Below are 23,206 nucleotides of genomic sequence, written 5' to 3'. Positions count from 1 at the left end.
GCGGAGCACCGCGATCGTGTCACGGGTGACCGCCTTGCCGAAATTTTCGACCGAGCGGCGCGGGTGATCGGCTGGACATATCCGACCTCCATCAGCACGATGAGGCGTCCGCAAGCCAAAGCTCAGCCCCGCAAGCCAAGGCTGGTCAGTAAACGGCTGACATAGGCTTCCAGCCCGACGACCATGTCGAAACGATTGGGATCGCGGAGCCAAAGCATCTGCAGGCCATCCATTATGGCGATCAGCTCGGCCGCCATCGCCGGGGCGTCGATCCCACCGTCGATCGAGCCATCGGCGATTGCCCGCTCGAAGGTCGCGGCGATATCGTTCTGCATCTGGACGGTGCGATCGAGAAACCACGTCTTGCCGGGGTGGTCCTTCACCAGGCTCTCGGCGTTCAGGATTGCGAAGGCTCTAACGACTTCGATCATTCCGGCGTTGTGCCGGAAGATTTCGACCATTCCATTGAGCAGACCGCGTAGATCCGAACGATAGTGGCTGATGAAGTCAGCGCTATCGAGATCGCGCTTGGCGAGGATCGCAAGCAAAAGATCGACCTTGGTCGGGAAATGGTGCAGCAGGCCGGGCAGCGAGAGGCCGACATCGCGGGCAATGTCGCCGATCGCGGCATTCTGGTAACCGTCTTCGGCAAAGCGCCGCATCGCGGCCGCCAGGATCTGCACGCGGCGTTCTTCGCCCTTGCGGGACCGGCGCTGTCGTTTGTCTTCTTGTTGGGTCGTCGGTTCTGCCATCATTTCTCCCGTCCGCTTTTTACGGCAAGGCGCCGATCCGCAATCTTCCAGTCGGGTCTGCCTATGTCTTTTCATACAATAGGCTCGTCAGGTTGACATCTTAAAAATACCGAGTAATCGGTAGGTTTAAGAGCTTTCGTAAGCCTCAGTGGTAGCTTGCCCGGCGGCTCGCATTTCTTTGAACGGGAGATTTGCATGATCGATTCCATTCTCGAAAAGATGACGCTCGAAGAGCAGGTGTCCCTGCTATCTGGCGCCGACTTCTGGACGACCGTGCCCGTCGAGCGTCTCGGCGTGCCGAAGATCAAGGTGACGGACGGCCCGAACGGCGCCCGCGGAGCGGGCTCGCTGGTCGCCGGCGTCAAGGCGGCCTGCTTTCCTGTCGCCATCGCGCTCGGCGCCAGCTGGAGCCCCGCTCTGATCAGGCAGATGGGCACAGCCCTTGCGCGCCAGGCCAAGAGCAAGGGTGCTGCCGTGCTGCTGGCGCCGACGGTGAACATCCATCGCTCCGGCCTCAACGGGCGCAATTTCGAATGTTATTCCGAAGATCCGATGCTGACTGGCGAACTTGCGGTCGCCTATATCGAAGGCGTACAGGCCGAGGGGATCGCTGCGACGATCAAGCACTTCGTCGGCAATGAATCCGAAATCGAGCGGCAGACGATCTCGTCAGACATCGACGAGCGGACGCTGCGCGAAATCTACCTTCCGCCCTTCGAACAGGCGGTCCGCCGCGCCGGCGTTATGGCCGTCATGTCATCCTACAATCGCCTCAACGGCACTTATACCAGCGAGCATCATTGGCTGCTTACCAAGGTTCTGCGCGAGGAATGGGGCTTCGACGGCATCGTCATGTCCGACTGGTTCGGTTCGCATTCGGCGGCTGAGACGATCAATGCCGGACTCGATCTCGAAATGCCGGGCCCGGCCCGCGACCGCGGCGAGACGCTGGTTGCGGCGGTGCGCGAGGGTAAGGTGGAGCCAGCGACCGTGCGCGCGGCGGCGCGGCGCATGCTGCTGCTGCTCGAGCGGGTCGGCGCGTTTCGAAAAACGCCCGATCTTACGGAGCGCGCGGTCGATCTTACAGAAGACCGGGCGCTGATCCGACGGCTCGGCGCGGAAGGCGCGGTCCTCCTCAAGAATGACGGCATCCTGCCACTTGCCAAGACCTCGCTCGACCGGATCGCCGTTGTCGGGCCGAATGCCGCGACCGCCCGCGTCATGGGCGGCGGCAGCGCCCAGATCGCGGCGCATTATATGGTGAGCCCGCTCGAAGGCATTCGCGCCGCTCTTTCCAATGCCAACAGCATCAGCCACTCCGTCGGCTGCCGCCACAACCGCCTGATCGACGTGTTCAAGGGAAAAATCACGGTCGAATATTTCAAGGAACGCGGCTTTAAGGGCGATCCTCTTCATGTCGAGACTGTCGATAAGGGCGAGTTCTTCTGGTTCGAGCTGCCGTCGGGCCAGCTTGAACCAGCCGATTTCTCTGCGCGAATGAAGATGCAGTTCGTGCCGGAGGAGAGCGGCGAGCATGTCTTCGGCATGACCAATGCCGGACTGGCGCGGCTCTTCGTCGACGGGCGGCTGACGGTCGACGGCCTTGATGGCTGGACGCGCGGCGAGAATTACTTCGGCACCGCCAATGACGAACAGCGCGGTGCGGTGATGCTCGAGGCGGGCCGGACTTACGAGGTGACCGTCGAGTATGAGCCCTCCATAACGAGTGAGGACGGCATCAACCTCATCGCCGTCCGTTTCGGCGTCGAAAAGCCGCTTGGCGATGCCGACATCGAGGCCGCCGTCGAGACGGCCCGCAATGCCGACGTGGCCCTTCTCTTCGTTGGCCGTGACGGCGAATGGGATACGGAAGGACTTGATCTGCCAAACATGCGGCTTCCGGGCCGGCAGGAAGAACTGATCGAAAAAGTGGCGGCCGCCAATGCCAATACCGTTGTCGTGCTGCAGACCGGCGGCCCCATTGAAATGCCCTGGCTCGGTAAAGTCCGCGCCGTGCTGCAGATGTGGTATCCCGGCCAGGAGCTCGGCAACGCCGTCGCCGACGTGTTGTTCGGCGATGTCGAGCCCGGCGGTCGCCTGCCGCAGACCTTCCCGAAGGCGCTTTCCGACAATTCCGCCATCACGGGCGATCTCGCCGTCTATCCCGGCAAGGATGGGCATGTGCGTTACGGCGAAAGCGTCTTCGTCGGCTACCGTCATCATGATACTCGCGCCGTCGAGCCGCTCTTCCCCTTTGGTTTCGGCCTCGGCTATACGCGTTTCCGCTGGAGCGAGCCGCGGCTCTCGGCAAGCGAAATGAGCTCCGAAGGCGTAATCGTCAGCATCGATGTGACCAATATCGGCGACCGCGCCGGCTCGGAACTGGTCCAGCTCTATGTGCGTTCGCCAAAAGCCAAAGTGGAGCGGCCGGACAAGGAGCTGCGCGCCTTCGCCAAGCTCGCACTGCAGCCCGGCGAGACCGGCGCGGCCATACTGAAGATCCTCCCGCGCGACCTTGCTTATTTCGACGCCGAAGCCGGTGCCTTCCGGGCCGAAGCGGGCGACTACCAGCTGATCGTGGCGGCGAATGCCGCCGACATCAGGTTCGTCATCGACCTGCCGTCACCATCGAGCTACCTGCAGCCGCCTTCGTACTAGGCGGCAGTTTGGAGGGATATGAAGGTCCACATCTGAACCTGCGGAGAACTGAGACGCCATGAACCGGCGCGGACCAAAGAAACGAACGCCGCCGAAGAGTGCCGCCCGAGCCCGATCGATCCGGTGGGACAAGCCTGGCAACATGGCAACGCCTCCCTCAGAAGAGGCTCGGCGCTGCGACCTTCCTGCTTCGCCAAGAAGACCTCTCGTTCCGCCCGCGTCAGCTCGAGTTCTGCGGCGATCTGGTGGCGCTCGTGCGGGTGTGGGGTTTCGCAGGTCCTTGAGCTCCTCGATGGTCCGATCCAGTTCGTTGGCCATGTCATCGTCTCCTTGACCTTTGTGAAAGACGAGCGCTCCGGTCATGGCGGTATGAGAGGGTCAGGGATCGCGAAGCGACCGGCGGAGCCGGCAAGTGGGAAGCCGATTTCTAGTGTCGCCCGCAAAGGCGACGACGAAAAATTGCGGGAACTGCTCTTAGGTCTTAGCCAAGTGTCCTCTTAGCTGGAAGACGCTGCTAGGATGAGTTTTCGGCTATGGCAGTTATTCCGAGTGTATCGTTAGGTCAACAGCCCTTTTTTCTGTCGATCAGGCGCTTTCGCGACGGAAGCGATAGTCTCCCTTTGATACGCGCATGGCCTTTGCGATCGCCTTGTTGATCTGGTCGAGATCGCAGGCTTCCGGATGGAATTTTCGGCCGACCCATCGCCGCATATCTTTGTGTTCATCATGCTCTGGATCAAGCCAGGCGTCGAGGAAGTCGGCATAGCCGGAGGTTCCACCGACATCCTCTGGAGGTCCGGAGCGTTTGCCGGCAGTGCAGCGGGGATATTTTGCGCCTTCCTCGCGAGGAACACGCTCCAAACGAAGGAGATGACGCCAACTGTCTCCGAAGTCGTATTCATAAAGGATCGTGAGGGTGTTTTCGTCGCGAACGTATGGGAAGTGAAGGTCGATCATTCTGACCTCAGTGGCCTCGAAGATCTTGCTGTCGAACAGCCCGTCTTCATCGAACTCCGGCGCGCCGTAGATCAGACCGCCGATGTTGAACTGGTGCAGATGACTGTCGGTCCAGCCGAAAGCAACCTGCAGCACTTCGTGAAGTTGAGCAAGGTTGAGTGAGATCGGCAGTTCGAGAACACGGCTAATCTCGGGTTCGATGTCGAGGATATGAACCTCGGCACGCACGATGAAGTTGTCTGGGTCAAACGGGTCAAGCATGTCTGGACCATGCCCGGCATAATGGCCGTAGGCAATAGATGGGTCAGCAAGTCGGATAAATTGGAATGAAGTGGTGTGGGCGAGGTTAGGATTTTGGCGCGCGGTGGAGAGGCATAGGCCTCACGGTGCGATCGCGTTCGGCAATCAGGCGAGCGTTGTGACGCTTCTGTCGCTCGACCTGCGTTTCGGCCTTCAGTGAAGGCTTCATCAGGACGGTATTTTCACTCACCATGCGTCGCTCCTCGATTTGCAAAACCTGGATCAGGGCTCGCTGCTGGGCGAGTTGGTCTTCCCAGGCAGCCAGCTTTTCGGAAATAATCTTGCGTTCAGTGGCACGACGCGATCCTCGATCATGGAGCGAAGATTAGTGTAGATGGCGTTGCGACCGACACGCGCCTCGTGGGCACCGTAGTAGTTTGCGCTCACGCATCGTTGACTTCAGAATTCGCATGATACCCAGGAACCCTAGCGGCGGCCCAAATGCGGACTCCGCCTTTGAGCGCGGCTGCGGTAAGATCCTCGACAACATCGGCGGAGAAGGCCGGGATTTCCCAGAGAGATTCGACCACCTGTCTTTTGCAGTTGAACAAATATGAACTTCCGACCTATCGCCGATCATCGACGCCACAATGCAAGTAAATCAATTTGATATAGCTGTCTCGGAGAGCACCGTGAAATAACTTGAAATGCCTTTCGAGAGGGTTTTTACAGTGCGCAAAGAAGTGACGGACCAAGCCTGCCACCGGGCCTTTAAATCCAATCGGCCTGCGATAGACGATTTCACGTCTTCCCACTCTGACGGCCTTTGGCTTCGTGACGCCCAACCGCTCGGTCGAGGGCATCGTTCACATAACCCTTGATGCTACGATCGACTGTCTCAAGCCGTTAACAGCCGAGCGCCTCTTTCAATGGCATGCAGCTCTATTTCCAACCGGCCGCAACGAATGGGGACAGAGGCTTCGCGTCGGCGACTGGCGGGACGATTCCGGTGGCCCGATGGAAATCGTATCCGGTGCGTTCGGACACGAGAAAGTACACTATGTTGGGCCACCCGCCGACCGCCTGGAGAAGGAGATGACGGCCTTCCTCGATTGGTTCAACGGATCACAGGAGATGGATCCTCTCGTCAAAGCAGCCATCGCCCATTTGTGGTTCGTGGCCATCCACCCGTTCGGCGACGGCAATGGCCGCATAACCCGTGCGATTACCGACATGACCCTTGCGCGCGGTGGCGGGGGAGCTCCGCGGCTATATTCCATGTCCGCGGCCATCGAGAAATCGCGTACCGGCTACTACGAAGCTCTACAATCGGTAACCGCCAGAGAGGAACTCGATATCACGAAATGGGTTCGATGGTTTCTGGATTGTCTAGGCGATGCGGTGGGGGCCGCATTGCTGACCCTCGACAATGTCATACTCAAAAACGAATTCTGGCAGGCCCATGCCGCGCATCATCTCAATCCCCGACAGGCCAAGGTTCTCAATCGGTTGCTGGAAGGAAATTTCGACGGGAAGCTCACATCGACCAAGTGGGCAAAATTGACGAGTGCATCTCAGGACACGGCCTCGCGTGACATCGCGGACCTCTTGGCTAAAGGCATCCTGCGCAAAGGCGAGGCCGGCGGCCGCAGCACGGCTTACGAATTGGTTTTAGAAGTCTCTACCGACAGCCAATCCCCATCCGAATAGGATCGGCACGCATCCTTGCGTCATCCGGCTCGCTGCGTACAGGACTGCCAGCATCTCTCTCATTTTCTGACTACTCGACCGAATGGACAGGCGTTTGTTCGGTTTCCTCCCGGTAAGGCATTTCCATTCAAGCGCCCTTTGGCGGACATCTGAAGAATCTTCGCGTGAAACGTGAGCGACTGACCAAAGTTTGTATAAATTCTTTGGTCAGACAACAGAGCAACTGCCCAACCCAACGTCTGATACGCTCCATCGAATCCACGATCGGATAGACCGAGCAACGCTTTGCGCTTGATGAGACTCGAACCGGCAAGCGGCCACCTAAAATCCCGCGCCTTCAGTCTGATCTCATCGAGATGTAGATAGGTCCCAGTCAGGGTCCGACTATTTGGACGAGGCCATGAGTGAAAACTATCATATTTTCTGTATGGACTGCGGTGAGCGCCTGGCTCTCGGAAAATCCCAAAGGAATATCGACGACCGCTTAAAGCAAGATGTCTATGGCTTCGGTCCTTCCCTGATAACGCGTCCCACACGCCGTCGAGTGAACTGGCGGCGTGCGGTGCACTCGGACTGAAAGACTATCAGCCTTACCGAACCGTCAATGGCTTTCTGCCGAAGCAGAGCATAGGTGCATGTTCGATGGTAAAGAGGCCGAACGCCGCTGTCCATCCGAGGAGCGCCATCATCAAGATCGCCACACTATAGTCAGGGAACAGTTCCGCCATCGGTCTGACGAAGGCTACAACGAGGAGAATAACATAGGATAGGTTCGTAAGCCGGCTGGACTTCAGCTTCCGGCCGGTATGGCCGCGGCTGGCACGCGTCATCACCGCCAGCATCATCAGCGATATCGATCCGATCGCGAAGATATGAAGAACGGCAAGCTCCGGCAGGCCCACCGCCTGGAGTGCGATGGCCGCAAATCCGAGGGGCACAAACGCGAAGGCGACGTGCAGCACGAAGAGGATGGGTTCCGGCCAAGTTGTCCAGCCGCGCCAGCGCACCAATCTGACAACGTTCAAAACGGCGGCTGCTGAGCCAAGAATGCCACTCGCCCATGCTTCGGGCCAGACTGCCCATACCGTGAGCGATACCGCGCCGACGATGATCGTGGCGGCGTCGAAGCGGTTGTAGGGCACGGGAAAATCGGTCCGGCCGGACTGGTTGATCCAGTTGCGCGTGAAGCTCGGAAGAATTCGGCCCCCGACGATCGTCACCAAGAGAACGTAGGCGCCGAGGCCCAGGCGGATCGCCAGTTCCGGATGGCCTGCTTTCACGACTTGGAGATGGAAGAGAATGTTCGCAAGCGACAAGACAGCCAGACCGGCAATCACCTTGAGGTCGGCCCACTTCCGGCCGGCGACGACCTCACGGGTTGATAGAATGAGCATAGCAGGAAGGAACGCGCTGTCGATGATCACGGCAGGAATAACGCCTACGAGGCTGCTCGCAAGCATGGCGAGACGACCGGCAGTCCAGAGGCTTAAAAGATAGATGAGCGGGCGGCCCGAAATCGGCAATCGTCCAGTCCAGTTCGGTATGGCTGTGAGCAGAAAGCCGGCGAGGATAGCTGGTGCAAATCCGAAGAGCATTTCGTGGGCGTGCCAGTAGAGCGCCCCGTACTCCGTGGCGAGTGGAATGCCGAGCGTCAAAAAGGCAGCCCAGAGATCGATACTGACGATCGCCCATATCGCGGCAGCGAGAAAGAATGGGCGAAAACCGTAGGAGAAGATGACAATACCCTCACGAGACATTCCGCGGGGAGCATGGGCGCCGCCATCTTTTTTGTTCTGCATGATCATTGTCTCCGAAGTTGATCATTGAGACATGTCATTATTTTCAGGAGGGGTCGTTGAGATTGCGCAAATACGGGGCGCGCCACCACAGAAACGCCGATAAACGCTGAAGTCGGTGGCGCCAATGTTGCGGTAATTGATTGCGATCAATCTTAAGGCGGAGCCGATTTGCTATCACGGACGCTTCAGGAGGTTCTCATGATCTCGTTCGTTTCCGCTTTTGCATTCTTCCTTCTCCTTCATTCGATCCCGGCTATTCCAGTGGTTCGCTCCAGCATCGTCTCGCGCATCGGCAGGCCGACATACTTCGTCGGCTACTCCACCGCCTCGGTTGTTGCTCTGATTTGGCTGTTCTCGGCTGCCCTGGCGCTGGACTATATCCCGCTGTGGGACCTGCGCCCTTGGCATGCAGCCGTAACATTTGTCCTCGCGCCACTCGGCGGTTTCCTGGTGATTGCGGGATTGTTGAGTGCAAACCCGCTCTCCATTGCGATCAGGCAATCGGACGATGTCGGTGCCGTGGTGGGCATAACAAGGCATCCGGTCCTTTGGGGATTTGCGATCTGGGCGTCCGGTCACATCGTCGCGAACGGCGATTTGCGGTCGCTGCTTCTCTTTGGAGGCTTCGCCCTTTTCTCGCTGGGGTCGATCGCGATCACCGAAAAGCGGGCCCGCCGTCGCCTCGGGGACCGGTGGAAGACCTTTTCGAAAGGCACCTCGATCGTGCCGCTGGCAGCCTTCTTCTCAGGTCGCCGCCCCACTTGCGATCTCCCCATGCTCCTCTCCGCCCTGATTACGGTGGCACTCGGCGCCTGGCTGTTGTTCGCAGGAGGTCATGCTCTGCTTTTCGGAGCAGATCCGATCGCTGTGTTCAGCTGAGTGAACGAAGCCTCTCCGGTCCATGCCCGCGACTGATGCGGAAGAGATAGGCCCAGCAGGTCGATCGCACGGCGGGCCAGATGGTCAACGACGTCTTCGATCGACTGCGGCCGGTTGTAGAATGCCGGTACCGGAGGCATGACGACGGCTCCCATTTCCGTGACGGATGTCATGTTGCGAAGGTGGCCCAGATGCAGCGGCGTCTCGCGCGTCATGAGCACAAGACGGCGGCGCTCCTTGAGCTGAACGTCGGCGGCACGGGCGACCAGGGTTTCCGACACGCCCGTCGCGATCGCCGCCAGCGTCTTCATCGAGCACGGTGCGACGATCATCCCCGAAACGGGAAAGGAACCGCTCGCGATCGCCGAACCAATGTCCTTGTTATCGTACCATGTGTGCGCCTTGAGCAGCATCCGGCCGTGCGTTTCCGGCCCGACCTCATGCGCCAGCGTCCTCTTGCCACCGTCGGTGACGACGAGATGAACCCTGATCCGCAGCGCCGTCAGCCGGTCGAGAACCGCGACGCCAAGCGACGCCCCGGACGCTCCGCTGACCGCGAGAACGACGTCATGCCCGTCCGCTTGCCAGTTCACGACCTATCCCCTCCCAGATTTCGCCCGCGCGTCTTGTCAATTCTTCGGGCATATGAAGCTCGCGACCCCATTCCCGTTCCGTCTCGACGCCGATCTTGTTCGTAGCGTCGAGCCCCATCTTCGTTCCGAGCCCGGCCTTCGGGGAGGCGAAATCCAGATAGTCGATCGGCGTATTCTCCAGGACGACAAGGTCCCGGGCTGCGTCAAACCGCGTCGATATCGCCCAAAAGACGTCTCCCCAGCTCCGGACGGACACGCCGGCATCCACGACGATGACAAGCTTCGTGTAGTTGAATTGGGGAAGCATCGACCAGAGACCCATCATCACCCGCCTCGCCTGACCCGGATATCGCTTGTCGATCGAAACGACGGCGGCGCGATAGGAGCAGGCCTCGGGCGGAAGCCAGATGTCGGCGATCTCGGGAAAATGGCGTTTCGCGATCGGGACGAACAATGCGGTCATTGCCTCGCCGAGCACCGAGGGTTCGTCGGGAGGTCGGCCAGTGTAGGTCGTCAGATAGACCGGCGATCGTCGGCTGGTGATTGCCGTCAGGCGCGCGACCGGAAAGGGTTCGACGGAGTTGTAGTAGCCTGTGTGGTCGCCATAGGGACCTTCCAACGCCGTCTCGTCTTTTGAAACCAGGCCCTCCAGAACGATTTCCGCGTGCGACGGTACGAATAGGGGCACGGTGCGGCCTCTGGTCACCTGCGTTCGCGATCCCCGCAGAAGGCCGGCGAAATTGAGTTCGCTCATTCCCTCCGGAAGGGGCATGACCCCCGACAGGATCGTGGCAGGGTCGGCGCCGATGACGACGGCGATAGGCATGTCGAGCCCCTTTTGCTGCCACTGCCTAAAGTGCTTCGCGCCACCGCGGTGAGCAAGCCACCGAACGATCAGCGAAGCCTTGTCACGAACCTGCATTCGATAGATGCCCACGTTTATGTCGTGGGGATCGTCGGGGCTGCATGTGATCACGAGAGGCCATGTTATCAGCGGTGCAGGTTCGCCGGGCCAGCACCACTGGATTGGAAGACGGCCAAGATCGATATCCTCCCCTTCCAGCACAATCTCCTGACAGGGTGATTTTCGGGAGTAGCGGAAGCGCATCGATGCGGCGGCCTTCAATAGCGGAAGCTTCCTCCAGGCGTCGGAAAGCGACCTCGGAGGGGATGCCTGCTGCAGTTCCGCCAACTCCTCTGCAAGACGCGGCAGACCGCCGGTCCCTAGCCCCAGGCCTAGTTCGATGCGTTCCCTGGTGCCGAAGAGATTGGCAACCACCGGTATCGCGGAGATTGCCCCTTCGCGGTTCATGGGTCGTCTGAAGAGGAGCGCCGGGCCGCCTTGACGGAGCACCTTCTGGTGCACCGCAGTAACCTCGTGGACAAGAGAAACTGGCTCGTCCACTGCAACGAGCATTCCTCGGCGCTCCAGGTCCGAGAGAAAACCCTGCAGGTTTACATGTCTTTGAATAGTCCGATCGTCGTTCAGCATTCATGAGCAATCGCACCACGAAACCGTCGACGTCTTTGTGCGGGATCAAACAGCGACCTCTCGATTGGAACTAGTTTGCCTCGTCAAATTAAGAGGCCTCAATGCTCGCTCCACCCTCCCTGATGGCGACAGCCAGGATCGTTCCGTTGCCAATCGCCGCACGCATCGCTGACCTTCTCCTTCAGCAAGTCCTGAGAAATCACCCGAAACTGTTCGATCGATTGGGCGAATACGGCAATGCGCGGTTTGCTTTCGTACCGACGGACTTCGCCTTCTCCTTCTGCATTCGACCCTTGGATCGTTCGGTGCGCACCGTTCGCAAGGGAAATGTTCCGCAAGCAGAGGCCACGATCACAGGCCCCTTGGCCCTCATGCTCGCTCTTGCCGAAGGCCGGGTCGATGGCGACGCGCTCTTCTTTGCCCGAAAACTCCTTGTCTCCGGTGACATGGAGGCCGTGCTGGCATTGCGAAACGCACTCGATGACAACGAAATCGATCTGGTTCGGTCGCTGAGCAAGCCGGCCGGTCCGATGAGCCATTCGGCCAGGAAGATACTTGATGCCATCAGACGTGGAGCACTCGAAGTCCAGGGTGTCCAATGGAACTGATCTGTCCAGCCGGAACGCCGGCATCCTTCCGTGAAGCTGTCGACGCCGGGGCCGACGCCGTCTATTGCGGCTTCCGCGACGAGACGAATGCGCGAAATTTTCCTGGCCTGAACTTCGACCTGTCCGAGCTTCGCGAGGCCGTCGCCTACGCAAGAAAGCGTAATGTGAAGACCTTTGTCGCGCTGAACACGTTCATGACGGCGGGCAAGGAAGACCTTTGGTATCGCCGGGCAGACGAAGCAACGCGAGCCGGCGCAAACGCATTGATCGTTGCCGATTTCGGTCTCATGGCGCACATAGCCAAACATCATCCGACCCAGCGTCTCCACATCTCGGTTCAGGCCTCGGCCTCCAACGCAGACGCCTTGGCCTATCTGGTGGAAAATTTCGGGGCCGCGCGTGTGGTGCTTCCGCGCACGCTCACGATACAGGACATCGCCAGAATTGCCCGTCAGGTCGCCTGCGAAGTCGAGGTCTTCGTATTCGGCGGGCTTTGCGTCATGGCGGAGGGGCGTTGTTCTCTGTCCTCCTATGCGACAGGCAAGTCTCCGAACATGAACGGCGTCTGCTCGCCGGCAAGCCATGTGCGCTATCAGCAGTCCGGCCGCGACATGATCTCGGATCTCGGTGGCTTCACCATCAACCGCTTCGCGGAAGCAGAACCGACCGGCTATCCGACCTTATGCAAAGGGCGTTTCGAGATCGGAGACGCCAAGACCTACGCCTTCGAAGATCCCGTTTCCCTTGATGTGATGGACCAGCTCGACCAGCTTCGCGATGCCGGCGTCAAGGCACTGAAGGTCGAGGGCCGCCAGCGCGGGAAGGCCTACATCTCGGAAGTCGTCTCGACCCTGCGAGCGGCCCTTCATGCTGCTCCCGATAAGCGAACCCGCCTGATGGCACGCCTTAGAACGCTGAGCGAGGGTCAGCAGACGACACACGGTGCCTATGAGAAGCGTTGGAGGTAAGATGACAGCTTCGATCAACCTGACCCTCGGGCCACTGCTTTATCTATGGCCGGCGGAAAAGTTCCGCGACTTTTACTTCGAGATCGCCGACGAAGCACCCGTCGACGTCGTCGTCCTCGGCGAGACGATCTGCTCGAAGCGATTGCACGTCATGGAAGCCGAGATGGCCACAGTGATCGAACGGTTGGAAAGGGCTGGCAAGACGGTTCGGCTCTCCACACTTGCGATGGTGACGCTCGAGCGCGAGTCAAAATATCAGAGGGAACTCGCCGAGGATGAATCGCATCTCGTCGAGGCAAACGACCTGTCGGCTCTGAGGATTTTGAAAGGCCGACCGCATGCTGTCGGTCCCTTCGTCAACGTCTATAACGGAGAGACCGCGCGACTGCTTGCGCGAAATGGCGCGACAAGCATCTGCCTCCCTCCCGAGCTTCCTGCAACGTCCGTGTCGAAGATCACCCAAGCCTGCCCCGGCCCGGAATTCGAACTCTTCGCATTTGGCCGCATTCCTCTCGCCCTATCGGCCCGATGCGCCCATGCACGGTCCAAGGGGAGGACGAAAGACAACTGTCAGTTCGTCTGTCAGGAGGATCCGGATGGTCTCGCCGTCAAAACCCTATCCGGGCAGCCGTTTCTGGCGCTGAACGGCATACAGACCGTCTCCCACGCATGCCAGGCTCTCCTGGATTCCCCTGAGGACCTGCGTTCGATGGGAATTGCGTCGCTGCGGCTTTCCCCGCAGGTATGCGACATGGTCGGTGTGTCCAAGGCATTCAGAGCGCTGGCAAACCGCGAGAGCGACGCCAGCGAGGTGGCCGCACGATTGAGGACCATCTATCCCGATGTGCCGCTCGCAAACGGCTTTCATCACGGCCACGCCGGAGCCGAGTGGATCGCTCGACTTAAGAATTCGGCATCGTCGAATTCATAGCGGTGAATATGCGAGGCCTCCGACCATAGTGGAATAGATGCGGCCGCCCTAATCGGTGGTGAGATAGGGCGGCGGCTTGCTGGCATAATATTTTGCCGCTTCGTCGATTTCCTCCAGTGTCATCGCGCGGGCGACGTTGCGCATCTGCTCGCTGATGTCGTTGCGGCGCAAGCCCGAGACAAACGCCAAAAGCTGCGTCTTCAAATAGAGTTCCGACTGCCCCTCGAGCCAGGGGCTGCCAAGCTTGTTTTCGATACTGCCGTGGCACGACCCGCAAGGAGCAATTCCGCGGGTTGGCGCGCCGCCGGCGACGATGCGCGGCACCGGTATCTCGCCAGCGGGATGGTAGCTGGGCAGGCGCGGAAGATAAGAATAGTATGCGGCAAGATCCTGCATGTCCTGCTCGGACAACTTCGCGGCAAACGGGCTCATGACCGCGTTGGTCCGAACGCCGTCCTTAAAATCGCGAAGCTGCTTGTAAATCACGCTTGCATACTGCCCGGCAAGGTTCGGTGAATCCGCACGGCTTACCCCCGTCGGTCCATGGCAGATGGCACATTGCTGTGCCAGCGTGGCGCCTCTTCCGATCGCCGCTTGGTCCCGCTTCAGTGATACCGCCGTGGCGAGCTTGACCTGGGAGGTCTTATAGTCTGACGTTACCGTCTCGACCGGCGCGCTGCGTTGCGGCAGTCCCGCGGCTCGGCAGATCGAATCCCAGATGCCGGCGACCTTCTCCCTCGCCTCGAGGTTCGGAAGAATGACGAACCCCAGCGCGGCTGCGACCACGAAAACCGCCGCCACGACCGCAATGCTGGTGACGGTCCATCGATTTCGGAAGCTGATGAGGGGCTCGTCAGCCATTTACCGTTCTCCCACGTAAACCGCCGGCACCGACGTGTCGTTGCGCACTGCAAGCTGAAGGATCGGATAGCCGTAATTCGTGATCGTCAGCCCGATCATGAGGGTGATCCACAGAGCATAGCTGTTGAGCGCAAGGGGAACCTTCGTCGGCGGATGGACGGCCAGCGCGAAGCGATAATCTTCACACTTTTCTGGCGTACCAAACTGCGTGCGCACAAGAACCAGTATGAACAGGAGGCCGGAGATCACGAGTATGAACCCACCGATGGCGGAGAGAACAACCGACATCGCCTCGTTCGCAAGAGCGGAATCGGCGTAGTCGTAATAGGCCATTCGGCGAGGCATTCCCAAGACGCCGACATAGTGCCATGGGAAGGTCGTTACGATCATGCCGATGAACCAGAGCCAGAGCTGTGTCCGCACCAATGACAGGCTTGCAATGGGGCGACCGGTCAGATGGGGCCATAGATCGTAGGCGATCGCAAAATACATAATGACGATCGCGCCGCCGAAAATGAGATGAAAGTGGCCGGTGATCCATTGCGTGTTGTGAATGGAGGTGTCGAGCTGGTAGCTCATGTTGATGAGGCCGCCGGCGCCACCGAAACCAAGCATGGTGAACGAAAAGGCCAAGGCGAGCATCATCGGATTGCGCCACGGCAATGCCTTGACCCATCCGAACATGCCTCTTCCGCCGCGTGCGCGCGCGGCGATCTCCACGGAGGCGCAGATGGTGAAGACCGTGAGGAGAGTCGGCAGGGCCACGAGCGCGGTGAAGGCCGAATGCACGAATTTGAAGCCGGCGCCCACCTCAGGATCGGCGAAGGCGTGATGAATGCCGATCGGCATCGCCACGACCAGGAATAGGATGAAAGAAATTCGCGCCATCGTATCGCTGTAGACACGGCCGCCGATCGAGCGTGGAACGATCGTGTAATAAGCGATGTATGTCGGCATCAGCCAGAAATAGACGATGGCGTGCAGGGTCCACGAAAAGAAGACGCGTGCCAGGCCGGCGTCGATCGTCGATTTGAACCCAAGCGCAACGGGAAGTATCTGGAGAAGCAATTCCAGGGCAGCACCGACCGCCGTCCAGGCCCAGAGATAGGAGCCCGCAACGTTTGCGAACATCGCCAAAGGCACGGGAACGTCCGGGTTGGCTTTCTTCCAGGCCCTGAGGTTGATCGACATGAGCACGACCCATATCCACGAGCCGACGACGACCAGGACGACGCCGATATAGTAAAACGGCGAGCCGATCAGCGGCGGATAGAACGTGTACAATACCGACGCGAGGCCGAGCGCGACGGGCACCATCGCAATGATCGCGCCGACCGCAATCAGCCAAAATCCCGCCCAGGCCCAACGGACGCCGATAAGCCCTTGTTTCAGCGCCGTCTCGCTGATCGCATAGCCGAACGCCATCGCAACCAAAGTCGGGAAGACGTATCCCATGACGGTGCCGTGCGCCGTCACCGACCTATAATACCATTCGGGATTGTTCAGCCACGGATGAAGCGGGCTGCGAACGTACATCTGCCAGGCGCCCAATAGAAGCGCGAGGCCGAATGACGCAAACGCCAGCCAGAAATGCGCGAGGATCAGCCTGCGATTATGGAGCACAGGAAAGCCTCCTCTTGTTCGCCATTTCCGAAAGGAACTCTTGCTTGTCCACGACTTTCACCTTTCCCCACATTCCTTCATGGCCGACGCTGCAGAACTCCTGACAGGGCATCAGATGATCTCCCGGCTTGTCGAAAGTCGCCTTCAGTACGGAGACATATCCAGGCACCAGCATCGTGTTGACGTTCGTGCCTTGGATAAGAATTCCGTGCACGACGTCGGCACTGGTGGCGCGGAACGTCAGCGGGGTCTGGGCGGGTACGACGATACAGGATGGAGAAAAGGAATATTGCTGCCCGATCGCCCGCACTGTCACCGAGCCGTCAGGCTCCAGCGCGCTTCCAAGGTTGGATTCGATGAACTCGCCCTGAAGGTGGATCGTCGTGGGATCCGTGGTTTCCACGCTTGCCTGGGGCATGGTCGCCTGGTGGATGCCCGCGAATGCAGCCATTCCGGCCAGGAAAACGATGATCAGGACCGATATGGTTGCCCACCGCCTCTCGACCCGTTCGGCGACTGCGGCGCCTTCGCCATGAATGTGGCTCATCAGCCGCTCCTCGGTACGAATACGAGTAGGTAGAAGAGAACCCAGACGAGAAGAACGATGACCGTGGCCACGCCTGCGACCGCAACCGCTCCTCTTGGCCCCTCGGAGACAATCCTTTCCACCATCGCGTCGTCAGGCGCTTCGGCAGGTTCTTGCGAATTGATCATGACGCCCTCACTGGAGTGGTGCGGATCTGAGCTTGTTGGCGTCCGCGGCGCTTACCGGCGTGCCGCGGTTTCCCCATGCGGTTCTGATATAGGAGACGACGGCCGCCACCTCGTCGTCGGAAAGGTTGACGGCGAAGGGAGGCATGCCATGAGGCATCGGGTTCTTGTAGGTCGCGGGCGGATATCCTCCGTTGAGAACCATCCTGATCCCGTTAACCGCCGATTCCATCTGGATTGACTGGTTGCCGGCGAGCGGCGGATAATCCGGCGGCTTTCCCTCGCCCGCGGCTCCGTGACAGCTCGAACACTGCTTGTCGTAAACCGTCTTGCCCAAGCTGATCAGGAGACTTGCCTCCGAGGTCGCGACGGACGGCCGAGGTGTCGCCGGCTCGTCCTGGGCGATGCTCTTGAGGTAGACGGCCATTGCGCGGATGTCGTCATCGGTCATGTATTGGAGACTATTGAACACAACCTCCGCCATCGGACCGTAGACGGCGCCCCTGGTTGAAACACCCTTTTGGAGAAGATCCGATATCTCCTCGAGTGACCAGCCGCCCAGGCCTGCCTCCTTGTTGGAGGTGAGCGAGGGGGCATACCAGTCCTGCATCGGAATGAGCCCGCCCTGGAACGCCTCCGACTGCCTGCTGCCGCCCAATGCATTGATGGGCGTGTGGCACATCCCGCAGTGCCCAAGGCCCTCGACGAGATAGGCCCCGCGGTTCCATTCGTCGGACTTGTTTGGATCGCGTTCGAACTCTCCCTCCTTGAAGAACAGCGTTCTCCAGCCCAGGATGAGCGAACGGTTGTTATAGGGAAAATCGAGCTCATGCGGCCGGTTCGCCTGATGGACCGGAGCGATCGCCTTCAGGTAGGAGAAGATAGCATCGCTATCCTCACGGGTAACCTTGGTATAGGAGCCGAAAGGCATCGCGGGATAGAGAAGGCCGCCATCCGGAAACCGCCCATGATGCATCGTCATGTAGAAGTCATCCGCGGACCAGCGCCCAATTCCCGTCTCAGGATCAGGCGTGATGTTGGAGGTATAAAGCGTTCCGAACGGTGTCGGCATGGCTCTCCCGCCCGCGAACACCTTCCCTTCCGGCGCGCTGTGGCATGCGACGCAGTCGCCGGCACGGGCCAGGTATTCCCCCTTCTTGACAACGTCCGAACTGAGCTGCGGAGACTGGGCGGAAGCGGGACCAAGCGTCGCCATCAGCGCGATCAGGGATGCGGCGGCCAGAGCCGGCTTGATCGAGTTTCGGCGCATCATGGCTTCTTCTCTCCATCCGGCTGGCTGCCGCACGCAAAGGGAAGCGACCATGATCCGGCTGCCGATGGCACGGGGTCGGCAGGCTGGGGCTGGTTCGCCAGATAGGCCGCGACCGCGCGCACGTCGTCCTCCGTCAACCGCGCGGCAACAAGCTGCATGCAGTCGGGAGCCTTGGCGGTGCGTGTTCCGTACCGCCAGCCCCCGAGTTGCGCGCTCACGTAAGTTGCGCGAAGACCAAGAAGGCCGGGAATACCGGGCGCCTGTCCGGTCAGAGAACTCCCATGACAGCTAACACAGGCGGGGATGGATCGGTCGAGATCACCCTGCGTTACGATCGCATGCCCGCGGTCAAGCACCGTTTGACTAACATCCGTCGGCGGCTTCTCGGGCAGCGACGGATGCTGGTCTGCAAAATACGCAGCGATCTGAGCCAGGTAGTCGTCGGTCAGATATTCAAGGAGATAGTTCATCGGCGGGTATTTTCGTCGTCCCGCCTTGAATGCCTCAAGCTGGTTCAGGAGATACCCCGCCGGCTTTCCGGCAAGTCTTGGGAAATAGGCGTCGTTGGTGCCCTTCCCTTCGACCCCGTGGCAGGGCGTGCATGCCTGCACCCGGTCAGCCATATCGTTCGGATAATGGGCCATCTGTTGGGCGAGCGCCGGCGCCTCTGCCAACAAGGAGAGACAGAGAACCAAGAACATTCCTCGCATGATTACCACGTCCCTCCGCAGCAGCGTCACATGAAAGTGAAAGATCTCTAAGCGGACAATATGTCGTTGCGATAAACGTTCAAGTGGGAAAAATGGCGGTCTCTGAGATTACTCGAAGACCACAGCCTAAAGTTTGCGTCGCAGCAAATAGGCAGTTTGCGCCACATCAAAGAGTTTCTCGGGTCTTCTTCTACTTTCCTTGTCGACCGGGCGGCGTTCGCCCTCTCTTCGATGATGGAGATTGGAAATGACACATACTCTGCAAATGACCCGGCGCACGATGCTGACGGGCGCTGCTGTCGCGGGAGCGCTTACGCCCATCATCATGTCCACGGTTGCTCATGCCGACGAGGAAGTGGCCTCGGCGGAAGCGGTTAGGAAGCCGGGAGCGGCGGTAGATCTATCGAAGATCGCGCGAGAGAGGATCGAGCTCGTCAAGCCGCCCTTCGTCCATGCCCACACGCAGAAGGCTGAAGGCGGCCCCAAGATCAAGGAGTTCACGCTCACCATCCAGGAAAAGAAGATGGTGCTGGACAAGGAAGGCACCGAAATCAACGCCATGACCTTCGACGGCTCGGTTCCGGGACCGCTGATGGTCGTCCATCAGGATGACTACGTCGAACTGACATTGGTCAACCCCGATACGAACACGATGCAGCATAACATCGACTTTCATGCCGCAACCGGCGGTCTGGGAGGTGGAGCGCTCACCGTTGTCAATCCCGGCGAGAGCACGGTTCTACGCTTCAAGGCGACAAAGGCAGGCGTGTTTGTCTACCATTGCGCACCTCCGGGAATGGTCCCCTGGCACGTCACGTCCGGGATGAACGGCGCGATTATGGTGCTGCCGCGCGAGGGGCTGACTGACGGCCGCGGCAAACCGATCGTCTACGACAAGGTCTATTACGTCGGCGAACAGGACTTCTACGTCCCGCGCGACGCCGACGGCAAGTTCAAGAAGTTCGGCAGCCCCGGCGAGGCATACGAAGAGACGGTCGCCGTCATGAAGACCCTCCTGCCGACCCACATCGTGTTTAACGGCGCCGTGGGAGCGCTGACCGGCGAAAACGCGATGACTGCAAAGGTGGGCGAGACCGTCCTGATCGTGCATTCGCAGGCGAACCGTGACACCCGTCCGCATCTCATCGGCGGCCACGGCGAGTATGTGTGGGCCACCGGCAAGTTCCTGAACGCTCCGGATACCGACCAGGAAACATGGTTCATTCCGGGCGGCACCGCTGGGGCCGCGATCTACACGTTCAAGCAGCCGGGCATCTACGCCTACGTGAACCACAATCTCATCGAGGCGTTCGAGCTGGGCGCGGCCGCCCACTTCAAGGTGACCGGCGACTGGAACGACGATCTCATGACCTCGATCAGGGCGCCCTCGGCAACCTGATCGTATCTCGGGCGCGCGGGTCCCTCGATGTGGCCCCGCGCACCCGCTTCAAATAGAAGGGCGCAATTGCGAACAAAGCCATGACACCGCACGCCGTTAGAAGAACGGTTTCGGAACTGTCGATCATCATTCCCCTCGCTATTCTCGGCTTGCTCTCCGGAGCGCTCGCCGAGAAGGCGGGGCTTCTTTCGTTCGAAGGACAAGGTGTCGCCGTCGTCTCCCCCGAGGTCGTCACCATCGCGCCGCATGCCTTCGAATATCGCGACGTGACGGAATACTTTCGCAATGGTCTGGCGATCGACGCTCCCAAACGGCAGGAAGCCGTGGTGGTTCCGCTCGACGTCATGAAATATCAGGTCACGCAGGCCGAATACGAACGCTGCGTCTCTGACGCCGCATGTATCCCCTCGGAAGCCGGCGTCACCTTGCCGAACGACAGCATCCCGGTGACCGGTGTAAGCTACGATGATGCGCTGCGCTACGCCGCTTGGCTGTCGCACCATACCGGGCAAGAATGGACGCTACCGACCGATTTCGAACTCGCTTACGCGGCGGCCGATCGATTTCCAGACGATGCGCTTGGCATAGACCCGGACGATCGCAATCCCGCCAAGCGCTGGCTCGCCGATTACGAACGAGAAGCCCGCCGCTCCGCTTCGGTTGATCCTCGCCCTCAGCCGAAGGGTTCTTTCGGCATCAGCCAGACCGGGCTCGTCGATTTCGCCGGAAACATCTGGGAATGGACGTCGACCTGCAACAGGCGCATCGATCTCGACAAGACGAAAGCCGATGAAGATCTGGACCCTTCCAGTTGCGGGGTCATGATCACTGCCGGAAGACATCGCTCGCCGATGAACAGCTTCGTCAGAAACCCGAAGGGCGGAGGATGTTCCGTGGGAGCACCTCCCGACAATCTTGGATTCCGTCTCGTGCGCCGCCCGTCGCTGTTGGAAAGCATCGTAAATTTTGCTCGCAGGGCCACCGCGCAGCTCCTTGCAACAATCATTAAAACCTAAAGAAAGACGAATAGACGATGAGGGTCGATCGCACAGTTTTAAAGACGCTGCCGCTATTCGAGCGGATGACGGATCCCGATCTCGATGCAATGCTCGAGCATGCTATTTCACGCCGTGTCGCAATGGGAGACTCGGTGTTCGAGCAGGGCGCGCCGGCGAAATCCTTCTTTCTGCTGCTGCACGGGCGGCTGAAGGTGACGCAGGTCACTCAGGACGGCCAGCAGATCATTGTCCGGATGGTCCATCCGGGGGATCTATTCGGCTTCGCCATGGCACTTCGCAGATCGGATTATCCCGGCACCGCGGTTGCTGCAGCGGAAAGTGTGGTGCTCGGATGGCCGACCGAAATGTGGTCGTGTTTCGTAGAGCAGAATCCTCGACTGGCTATGAGCGCGATGCAGACGATCGGGCAGCGTCTGGAAGAAGCGCATACCAGGATACGCGAAATGTCGACCGAGGAAGTTGAAAAGCGGGTCGCCCATGCCGTCCTGCGACTCTGCAAGCAGGCCGGTCGGGCGGTGGATGCGGGGATTCGCATCGATTTCCCAATCTCCCGCCAGGATATCGCGGAGATGACCGGGACGACACTGCACACGGTCTCAAGAATCCTCAGCGCATGGGAGGCGAAGGGTATCGTCGAGGGCGGGCGGCAGAAACTCACGGTAACCGATGGAGAGCGTCTGCTCATCCTCGCCGACGGCGCACGGAGATAACCGACAGCCGGTCAGGGTGCGGACCAAAGATATGGCAAGGGCATGGCCTTCGCTAGAAGCGGGCACAACTCACGTTCTGTTTGATGCCGAACAAGCAAGGCCGGCGACAAAATGGGTACCATACAGCCAATCGAGACGTCCCATATGGCACCCTTGTTCGTGCCGATGCTTGGACCGATCCGATACGTCCAGGCCAGTATTTTGGCCGAGACAATGTGGCTGAAAGCAATCGAATGGGTAAAGGGGGAAGCCGATGACTTCAACTCTCAGGCCGTCGCCGGATGAGTGGGACGTTGTCTCCGCCATCCGTCAGATAAAGGTGCTCGCCAGGCGACTCGACCCCGAATACGACTGCTCGTCGGCCGTCGGCGAGGTTCTGACGAGGGTGGAGCCGTCCGAAAGGAAATCGATCGTTCAAGAACTCTATCATCTCGCACTTCGACAACGTGTGAAAGTGGCCACCCTCGTCGACCTCACCACCGGACTGGAAGAGTTGGCCTCGTATGCCGAGCGAGGAGAGCTTGAAGAAGCGGCCATGCTCTTCGACGACATGGCGCTGCAGGCGCGGCTTGGGTCGCAACTTCTCAAGGCAGTCGTGCTCAGTCGAGTGAGCCTCGCAGGAGCGTCCATGGGCGCCCAGGGCTCGAGCATGGAAGGATCGGAACGATGAGGAACGAACTCGAGCGGCGCCGTCACCTGGATGTTCTCGAATTCCTCGGTTCAAACAGCAGTGTCGGTGGAGAGCCACGCGCCATTCTGGAATCGTTTCTGCACGGTTGGCGCCTCACACCTGGTGTCCAGGGAATCCAAACATACTCGCGAGGCAGAGGAAGCCGGAGTGGAACGCTGGAAGATGATCGGGATTGATCGACGCACCGCAGACACGATCGCATTCGACAAAACGACCAGAACCGGCTCCTTCCTGTTTCACGCGCATGACCGGCATTCTTGCCAGGTGACGGTGACAAGAAGAGGCATTCTGACCGCCGCCTTGCCGCCGCGCGACGGAGCGCTTCGATTTCTGGAGTGCATGGATGTGTTTGCGGCGATCGCTTCGGAAAAGCTTTTGCAACTCGGAGCAATTCCAGCCCTGAGGATCACCGCCGAAGACGTAAGATTATGGCAGCGGCTTGGTGGCAGGATGGCAATGAACAGACAAGATAAGCCTCACCCGGGCTAGCGGCAAAAGCAACTCTAGCATTCGGCACCGCGATCAGTGCGAAAAGCGCGCACGAGCCTCGCGCTCGCAAATCTCTTGAACCGCCATTTCCTCATCGCTGCGAGCCAGGCTGCGAAGGATGAGCTTCAAAAGC

The 23,206-nt window shown here is 59.7% G+C and carries 22 protein-coding genes and 1 pseudogene; 11 read left to right on the top strand and 12 right to left on the bottom strand.

Features of this window, described 5'->3' with window-relative positions; translation table 11 throughout:
- Positions 1-122: 122 nt before the first annotated feature.
- Positions 123-752, bottom strand: a complete 630-nt coding sequence (locus QD357_RS22610; protein WP_414125079.1) for a TetR/AcrR family transcriptional regulator — start codon at positions 750-752, stop codon at positions 123-125.
- Between the two features lie 195 nt (positions 753-947).
- Between QD357_RS22610 and QD357_RS22605 the strand changes: the two genes are divergently transcribed.
- Complete coding sequence (locus QD357_RS22605; protein ID WP_414125078.1) at positions 948-3,410, top strand: glycoside hydrolase family 3 C-terminal domain-containing protein; 2,463 nt, start codon at positions 948-950, stop codon at positions 3,408-3,410.
- Between the two features lie 585 nt (positions 3,411-3,995).
- On the opposite strand, the pseudogene QD357_RS22600 reads toward QD357_RS22605, so the two are convergent.
- Positions 3,996-4,648: pseudogene (locus QD357_RS22600) on the bottom strand (plasmid pRiA4b ORF-3 family protein).
- 65 nt (positions 4,649-4,713) lie between these two features.
- On the bottom strand, positions 4,714-4,860 hold the full coding sequence (locus tag QD357_RS22595) for a hypothetical protein (protein ID WP_414125077.1): 147 nt from the start codon (positions 4,858-4,860) through the stop codon (positions 4,714-4,716).
- Positions 4,861-5,441: 581 nt separating this feature from the next.
- Here QD357_RS22595 and QD357_RS22590 point away from each other — a divergent pair.
- A complete protein-coding gene (locus QD357_RS22590; protein ID WP_414125076.1) occupies positions 5,442-6,317 on the top strand; it encodes a Fic family protein in 876 nt (291 codons plus the stop codon).
- Between the two features lie 590 nt (positions 6,318-6,907).
- On the opposite strand, the gene QD357_RS22585 is transcribed toward QD357_RS22590, so the two are convergent.
- A complete protein-coding gene (locus QD357_RS22585) occupies positions 6,908-8,116 on the bottom strand; it encodes an NnrS family protein (RefSeq protein ID WP_414125075.1) in 1,209 nt (402 codons plus the stop codon).
- A 198-nt stretch (positions 8,117-8,314) separates the two neighbouring features.
- Here QD357_RS22585 and QD357_RS22580 point away from each other — a divergent pair, with 198 nt between their 5' ends.
- Positions 8,315-8,995, top strand: coding sequence for an NnrU family protein (locus tag QD357_RS22580; RefSeq protein WP_414125074.1), 681 nt, complete (start codon positions 8,315-8,317; stop codon positions 8,993-8,995).
- Here the strand turns inward: QD357_RS22580 and QD357_RS22575 are convergent.
- A complete protein-coding gene (locus QD357_RS22575; RefSeq protein ID WP_414125073.1) occupies positions 8,950-9,588 on the bottom strand; it encodes a UbiX family flavin prenyltransferase in 639 nt (212 codons plus the stop codon). The genes QD357_RS22580 and QD357_RS22575 overlap by 46 nt on opposite strands.
- On the bottom strand, positions 9,563-11,080 hold the full coding sequence (locus tag QD357_RS22570; protein WP_414125072.1) for a UbiD family decarboxylase: 1,518 nt from the start codon (positions 11,078-11,080) through the stop codon (positions 9,563-9,565). Before QD357_RS22570 ends, QD357_RS22575 begins: the two co-directional genes overlap by 26 nt.
- A 101-nt stretch (positions 11,081-11,181) precedes the next feature.
- Between QD357_RS22570 and ubiT the strand changes: the two genes are divergently transcribed.
- Genes ubiT through ubiV form a run of 3 tightly spaced genes read left to right on the top strand, consistent with a single transcriptional unit; the run spans position 11,182 to position 13,587 of the window.
- Positions 11,182-11,688: a ubiquinone anaerobic biosynthesis accessory factor UbiT gene (gene ubiT / locus QD357_RS22565; protein WP_414125071.1), complete on the top strand. Its 507-nt coding sequence runs from the start codon at positions 11,182-11,184 to the stop codon at positions 11,686-11,688.
- The gene (gene ubiU, locus QD357_RS22560) at positions 11,679-12,656 is read left to right on the top strand and encodes a ubiquinone anaerobic biosynthesis protein UbiU (RefSeq protein ID WP_414125070.1); all 978 of its coding nucleotides are present in this window, start codon (positions 11,679-11,681) and stop codon (positions 12,654-12,656) included. Before ubiT ends, ubiU begins: the two co-directional genes overlap by 10 nt.
- Before the next feature lies 1 nt (position 12,657).
- On the top strand, positions 12,658-13,587 hold the full coding sequence (ubiV, locus tag QD357_RS22555; protein ID WP_414125069.1) for a ubiquinone anaerobic biosynthesis protein UbiV: 930 nt from the start codon (positions 12,658-12,660) through the stop codon (positions 13,585-13,587).
- A 48-nt stretch (positions 13,588-13,635) separates the two neighbouring features.
- On the opposite strand, the gene QD357_RS22550 is transcribed toward ubiV, so the two are convergent.
- From QD357_RS22550 to QD357_RS22525, 6 genes are read right to left on the bottom strand one after another with little or no spacing between them, the layout of a single operon-like run.
- A complete protein-coding gene (locus QD357_RS22550; protein ID WP_414125068.1) occupies positions 13,636-14,448 on the bottom strand; it encodes a c-type cytochrome in 813 nt (270 codons plus the stop codon).
- Positions 14,449-16,071, bottom strand: coding sequence for a b(o/a)3-type cytochrome-c oxidase subunit 1 (locus QD357_RS22545; protein WP_414125067.1), 1,623 nt, complete (start codon positions 16,069-16,071; stop codon positions 14,449-14,451).
- Positions 16,061-16,618: a cytochrome C oxidase subunit II gene (locus tag QD357_RS22540; protein ID WP_414125066.1), complete on the bottom strand. Its 558-nt coding sequence runs from the start codon at positions 16,616-16,618 to the stop codon at positions 16,061-16,063. Before QD357_RS22540 ends, QD357_RS22545 begins: the two co-directional genes overlap by 11 nt.
- Positions 16,618-16,785: a hypothetical protein gene (locus QD357_RS22535; protein ID WP_183940834.1), complete on the bottom strand. Its 168-nt coding sequence runs from the start codon at positions 16,783-16,785 to the stop codon at positions 16,618-16,620. The genes QD357_RS22540 and QD357_RS22535 overlap by 1 nt, the downstream gene beginning before the upstream one ends.
- A gap of 7 nt (positions 16,786-16,792) precedes the next feature.
- A complete protein-coding gene (locus QD357_RS22530) occupies positions 16,793-18,055 on the bottom strand; it encodes a c-type cytochrome (RefSeq protein ID WP_414125065.1) in 1,263 nt (420 codons plus the stop codon).
- Positions 18,052-18,765, bottom strand: coding sequence for a c-type cytochrome (locus QD357_RS22525; protein WP_414125064.1), 714 nt, complete (start codon positions 18,763-18,765; stop codon positions 18,052-18,054). Before QD357_RS22525 ends, QD357_RS22530 begins: the two co-directional genes overlap by 4 nt.
- 247 nt (positions 18,766-19,012) lie before the next feature.
- On the opposite strand from QD357_RS22525, the gene nirK reads away from it, so the two are divergent.
- From nirK to QD357_RS22500, 5 genes are all read left to right on the top strand, one after another.
- Complete coding sequence (gene nirK / locus QD357_RS22520; protein ID WP_414125063.1) at positions 19,013-20,164, top strand: copper-containing nitrite reductase; 1,152 nt, start codon at positions 19,013-19,015, stop codon at positions 20,162-20,164.
- 80 nt (positions 20,165-20,244) lie between these two features.
- Entirely contained in the window at positions 20,245-21,180 is a 936-nt protein-coding gene (locus QD357_RS22515; protein ID WP_414125062.1) for an SUMF1/EgtB/PvdO family nonheme iron enzyme, read from the top strand.
- A 17-nt stretch (positions 21,181-21,197) separates the two neighbouring features.
- Positions 21,198-21,893, top strand: a complete 696-nt coding sequence (locus QD357_RS22510; protein ID WP_414125061.1) for a Crp/Fnr family transcriptional regulator — start codon at positions 21,198-21,200, stop codon at positions 21,891-21,893.
- A gap of 253 nt (positions 21,894-22,146) precedes the next feature.
- Complete coding sequence (locus tag QD357_RS22505; protein WP_414125060.1) at positions 22,147-22,563, top strand: hypothetical protein; 417 nt, start codon at positions 22,147-22,149, stop codon at positions 22,561-22,563.
- Between the two features lie 168 nt (positions 22,564-22,731).
- Positions 22,732-23,073, top strand: a complete 342-nt coding sequence (locus QD357_RS22500) for a hypothetical protein (protein WP_414125059.1) — start codon at positions 22,732-22,734, stop codon at positions 23,071-23,073.
- Positions 23,074-23,206 lie beyond the last annotated feature (133 nt).

Source organism: Rhizobium sp. BR 317 (assembly GCF_047445835.1).
In the GTDB taxonomy this organism is placed as follows: Bacteria; Pseudomonadota; Alphaproteobacteria; order Rhizobiales; family Rhizobiaceae; genus Rhizobium; species Rhizobium paranaense.
The sequence above is the reverse complement of the archived record's forward strand: the minus strand, read 5'-3'. Positions and strand labels throughout refer to the sequence as shown.

Bases quoted from the DNA above. Each gene is read 5' to 3' on its own strand.
- QD357_RS22610 (WP_414125079.1), bottom strand. From the start codon at position 752: ATGGCAGAACCGACGACCCAACAAGAAGACAAACGACAGCGCCGGTCC.
- QD357_RS22605 (WP_414125078.1), top strand. From the start codon at position 948: ATGATCGATTCCATTCTCGAAAAGATGACGCTCGAAGAGCAGGTGTCC.
- QD357_RS22595 (WP_414125077.1), bottom strand. From the start codon at position 4,860: ATGGTGAGTGAAAATACCGTCCTGATGAAGCCTTCACTGAAGGCCGAA.
- QD357_RS22585 (WP_414125075.1), bottom strand. From the start codon at position 8,116: ATGCAGAACAAAAAAGATGGCGGCGCCCATGCTCCCCGCGGAATGTCT.
- QD357_RS22580 (WP_414125074.1), top strand. From the start codon at position 8,315: ATGATCTCGTTCGTTTCCGCTTTTGCATTCTTCCTTCTCCTTCATTCG.
- QD357_RS22570 (WP_414125072.1), bottom strand. From the start codon at position 11,080: ATGCTGAACGACGATCGGACTATTCAAAGACATGTAAACCTGCAGGGT.
- ubiT (WP_414125071.1), top strand. From the start codon at position 11,182: ATGCTCGCTCCACCCTCCCTGATGGCGACAGCCAGGATCGTTCCGTTG.
- ubiU (WP_414125070.1), top strand. From the start codon at position 11,679: ATGGAACTGATCTGTCCAGCCGGAACGCCGGCATCCTTCCGTGAAGCT.
- ubiV (WP_414125069.1), top strand. From the start codon at position 12,658: ATGACAGCTTCGATCAACCTGACCCTCGGGCCACTGCTTTATCTATGG.
- QD357_RS22550 (WP_414125068.1), bottom strand. From the start codon at position 14,448: ATGGCTGACGAGCCCCTCATCAGCTTCCGAAATCGATGGACCGTCACC.
- QD357_RS22540 (WP_414125066.1), bottom strand. From the start codon at position 16,618: ATGAGCCACATTCATGGCGAAGGCGCCGCAGTCGCCGAACGGGTCGAG.
- QD357_RS22535 (WP_183940834.1), bottom strand. From the start codon at position 16,785: ATGATCAATTCGCAAGAACCTGCCGAAGCGCCTGACGACGCGATGGTG.
- QD357_RS22530 (WP_414125065.1), bottom strand. From the start codon at position 18,055: ATGATGCGCCGAAACTCGATCAAGCCGGCTCTGGCCGCCGCATCCCTG.
- QD357_RS22525 (WP_414125064.1), bottom strand. From the start codon at position 18,765: ATGCGAGGAATGTTCTTGGTTCTCTGTCTCTCCTTGTTGGCAGAGGCG.
- nirK (WP_414125063.1), top strand. From the start codon at position 19,013: ATGACACATACTCTGCAAATGACCCGGCGCACGATGCTGACGGGCGCT.
- QD357_RS22515 (WP_414125062.1), top strand. From the start codon at position 20,245: ATGACACCGCACGCCGTTAGAAGAACGGTTTCGGAACTGTCGATCATC.
- QD357_RS22510 (WP_414125061.1), top strand. From the start codon at position 21,198: ATGAGGGTCGATCGCACAGTTTTAAAGACGCTGCCGCTATTCGAGCGG.
- QD357_RS22505 (WP_414125060.1), top strand. From the start codon at position 22,147: ATGACTTCAACTCTCAGGCCGTCGCCGGATGAGTGGGACGTTGTCTCC.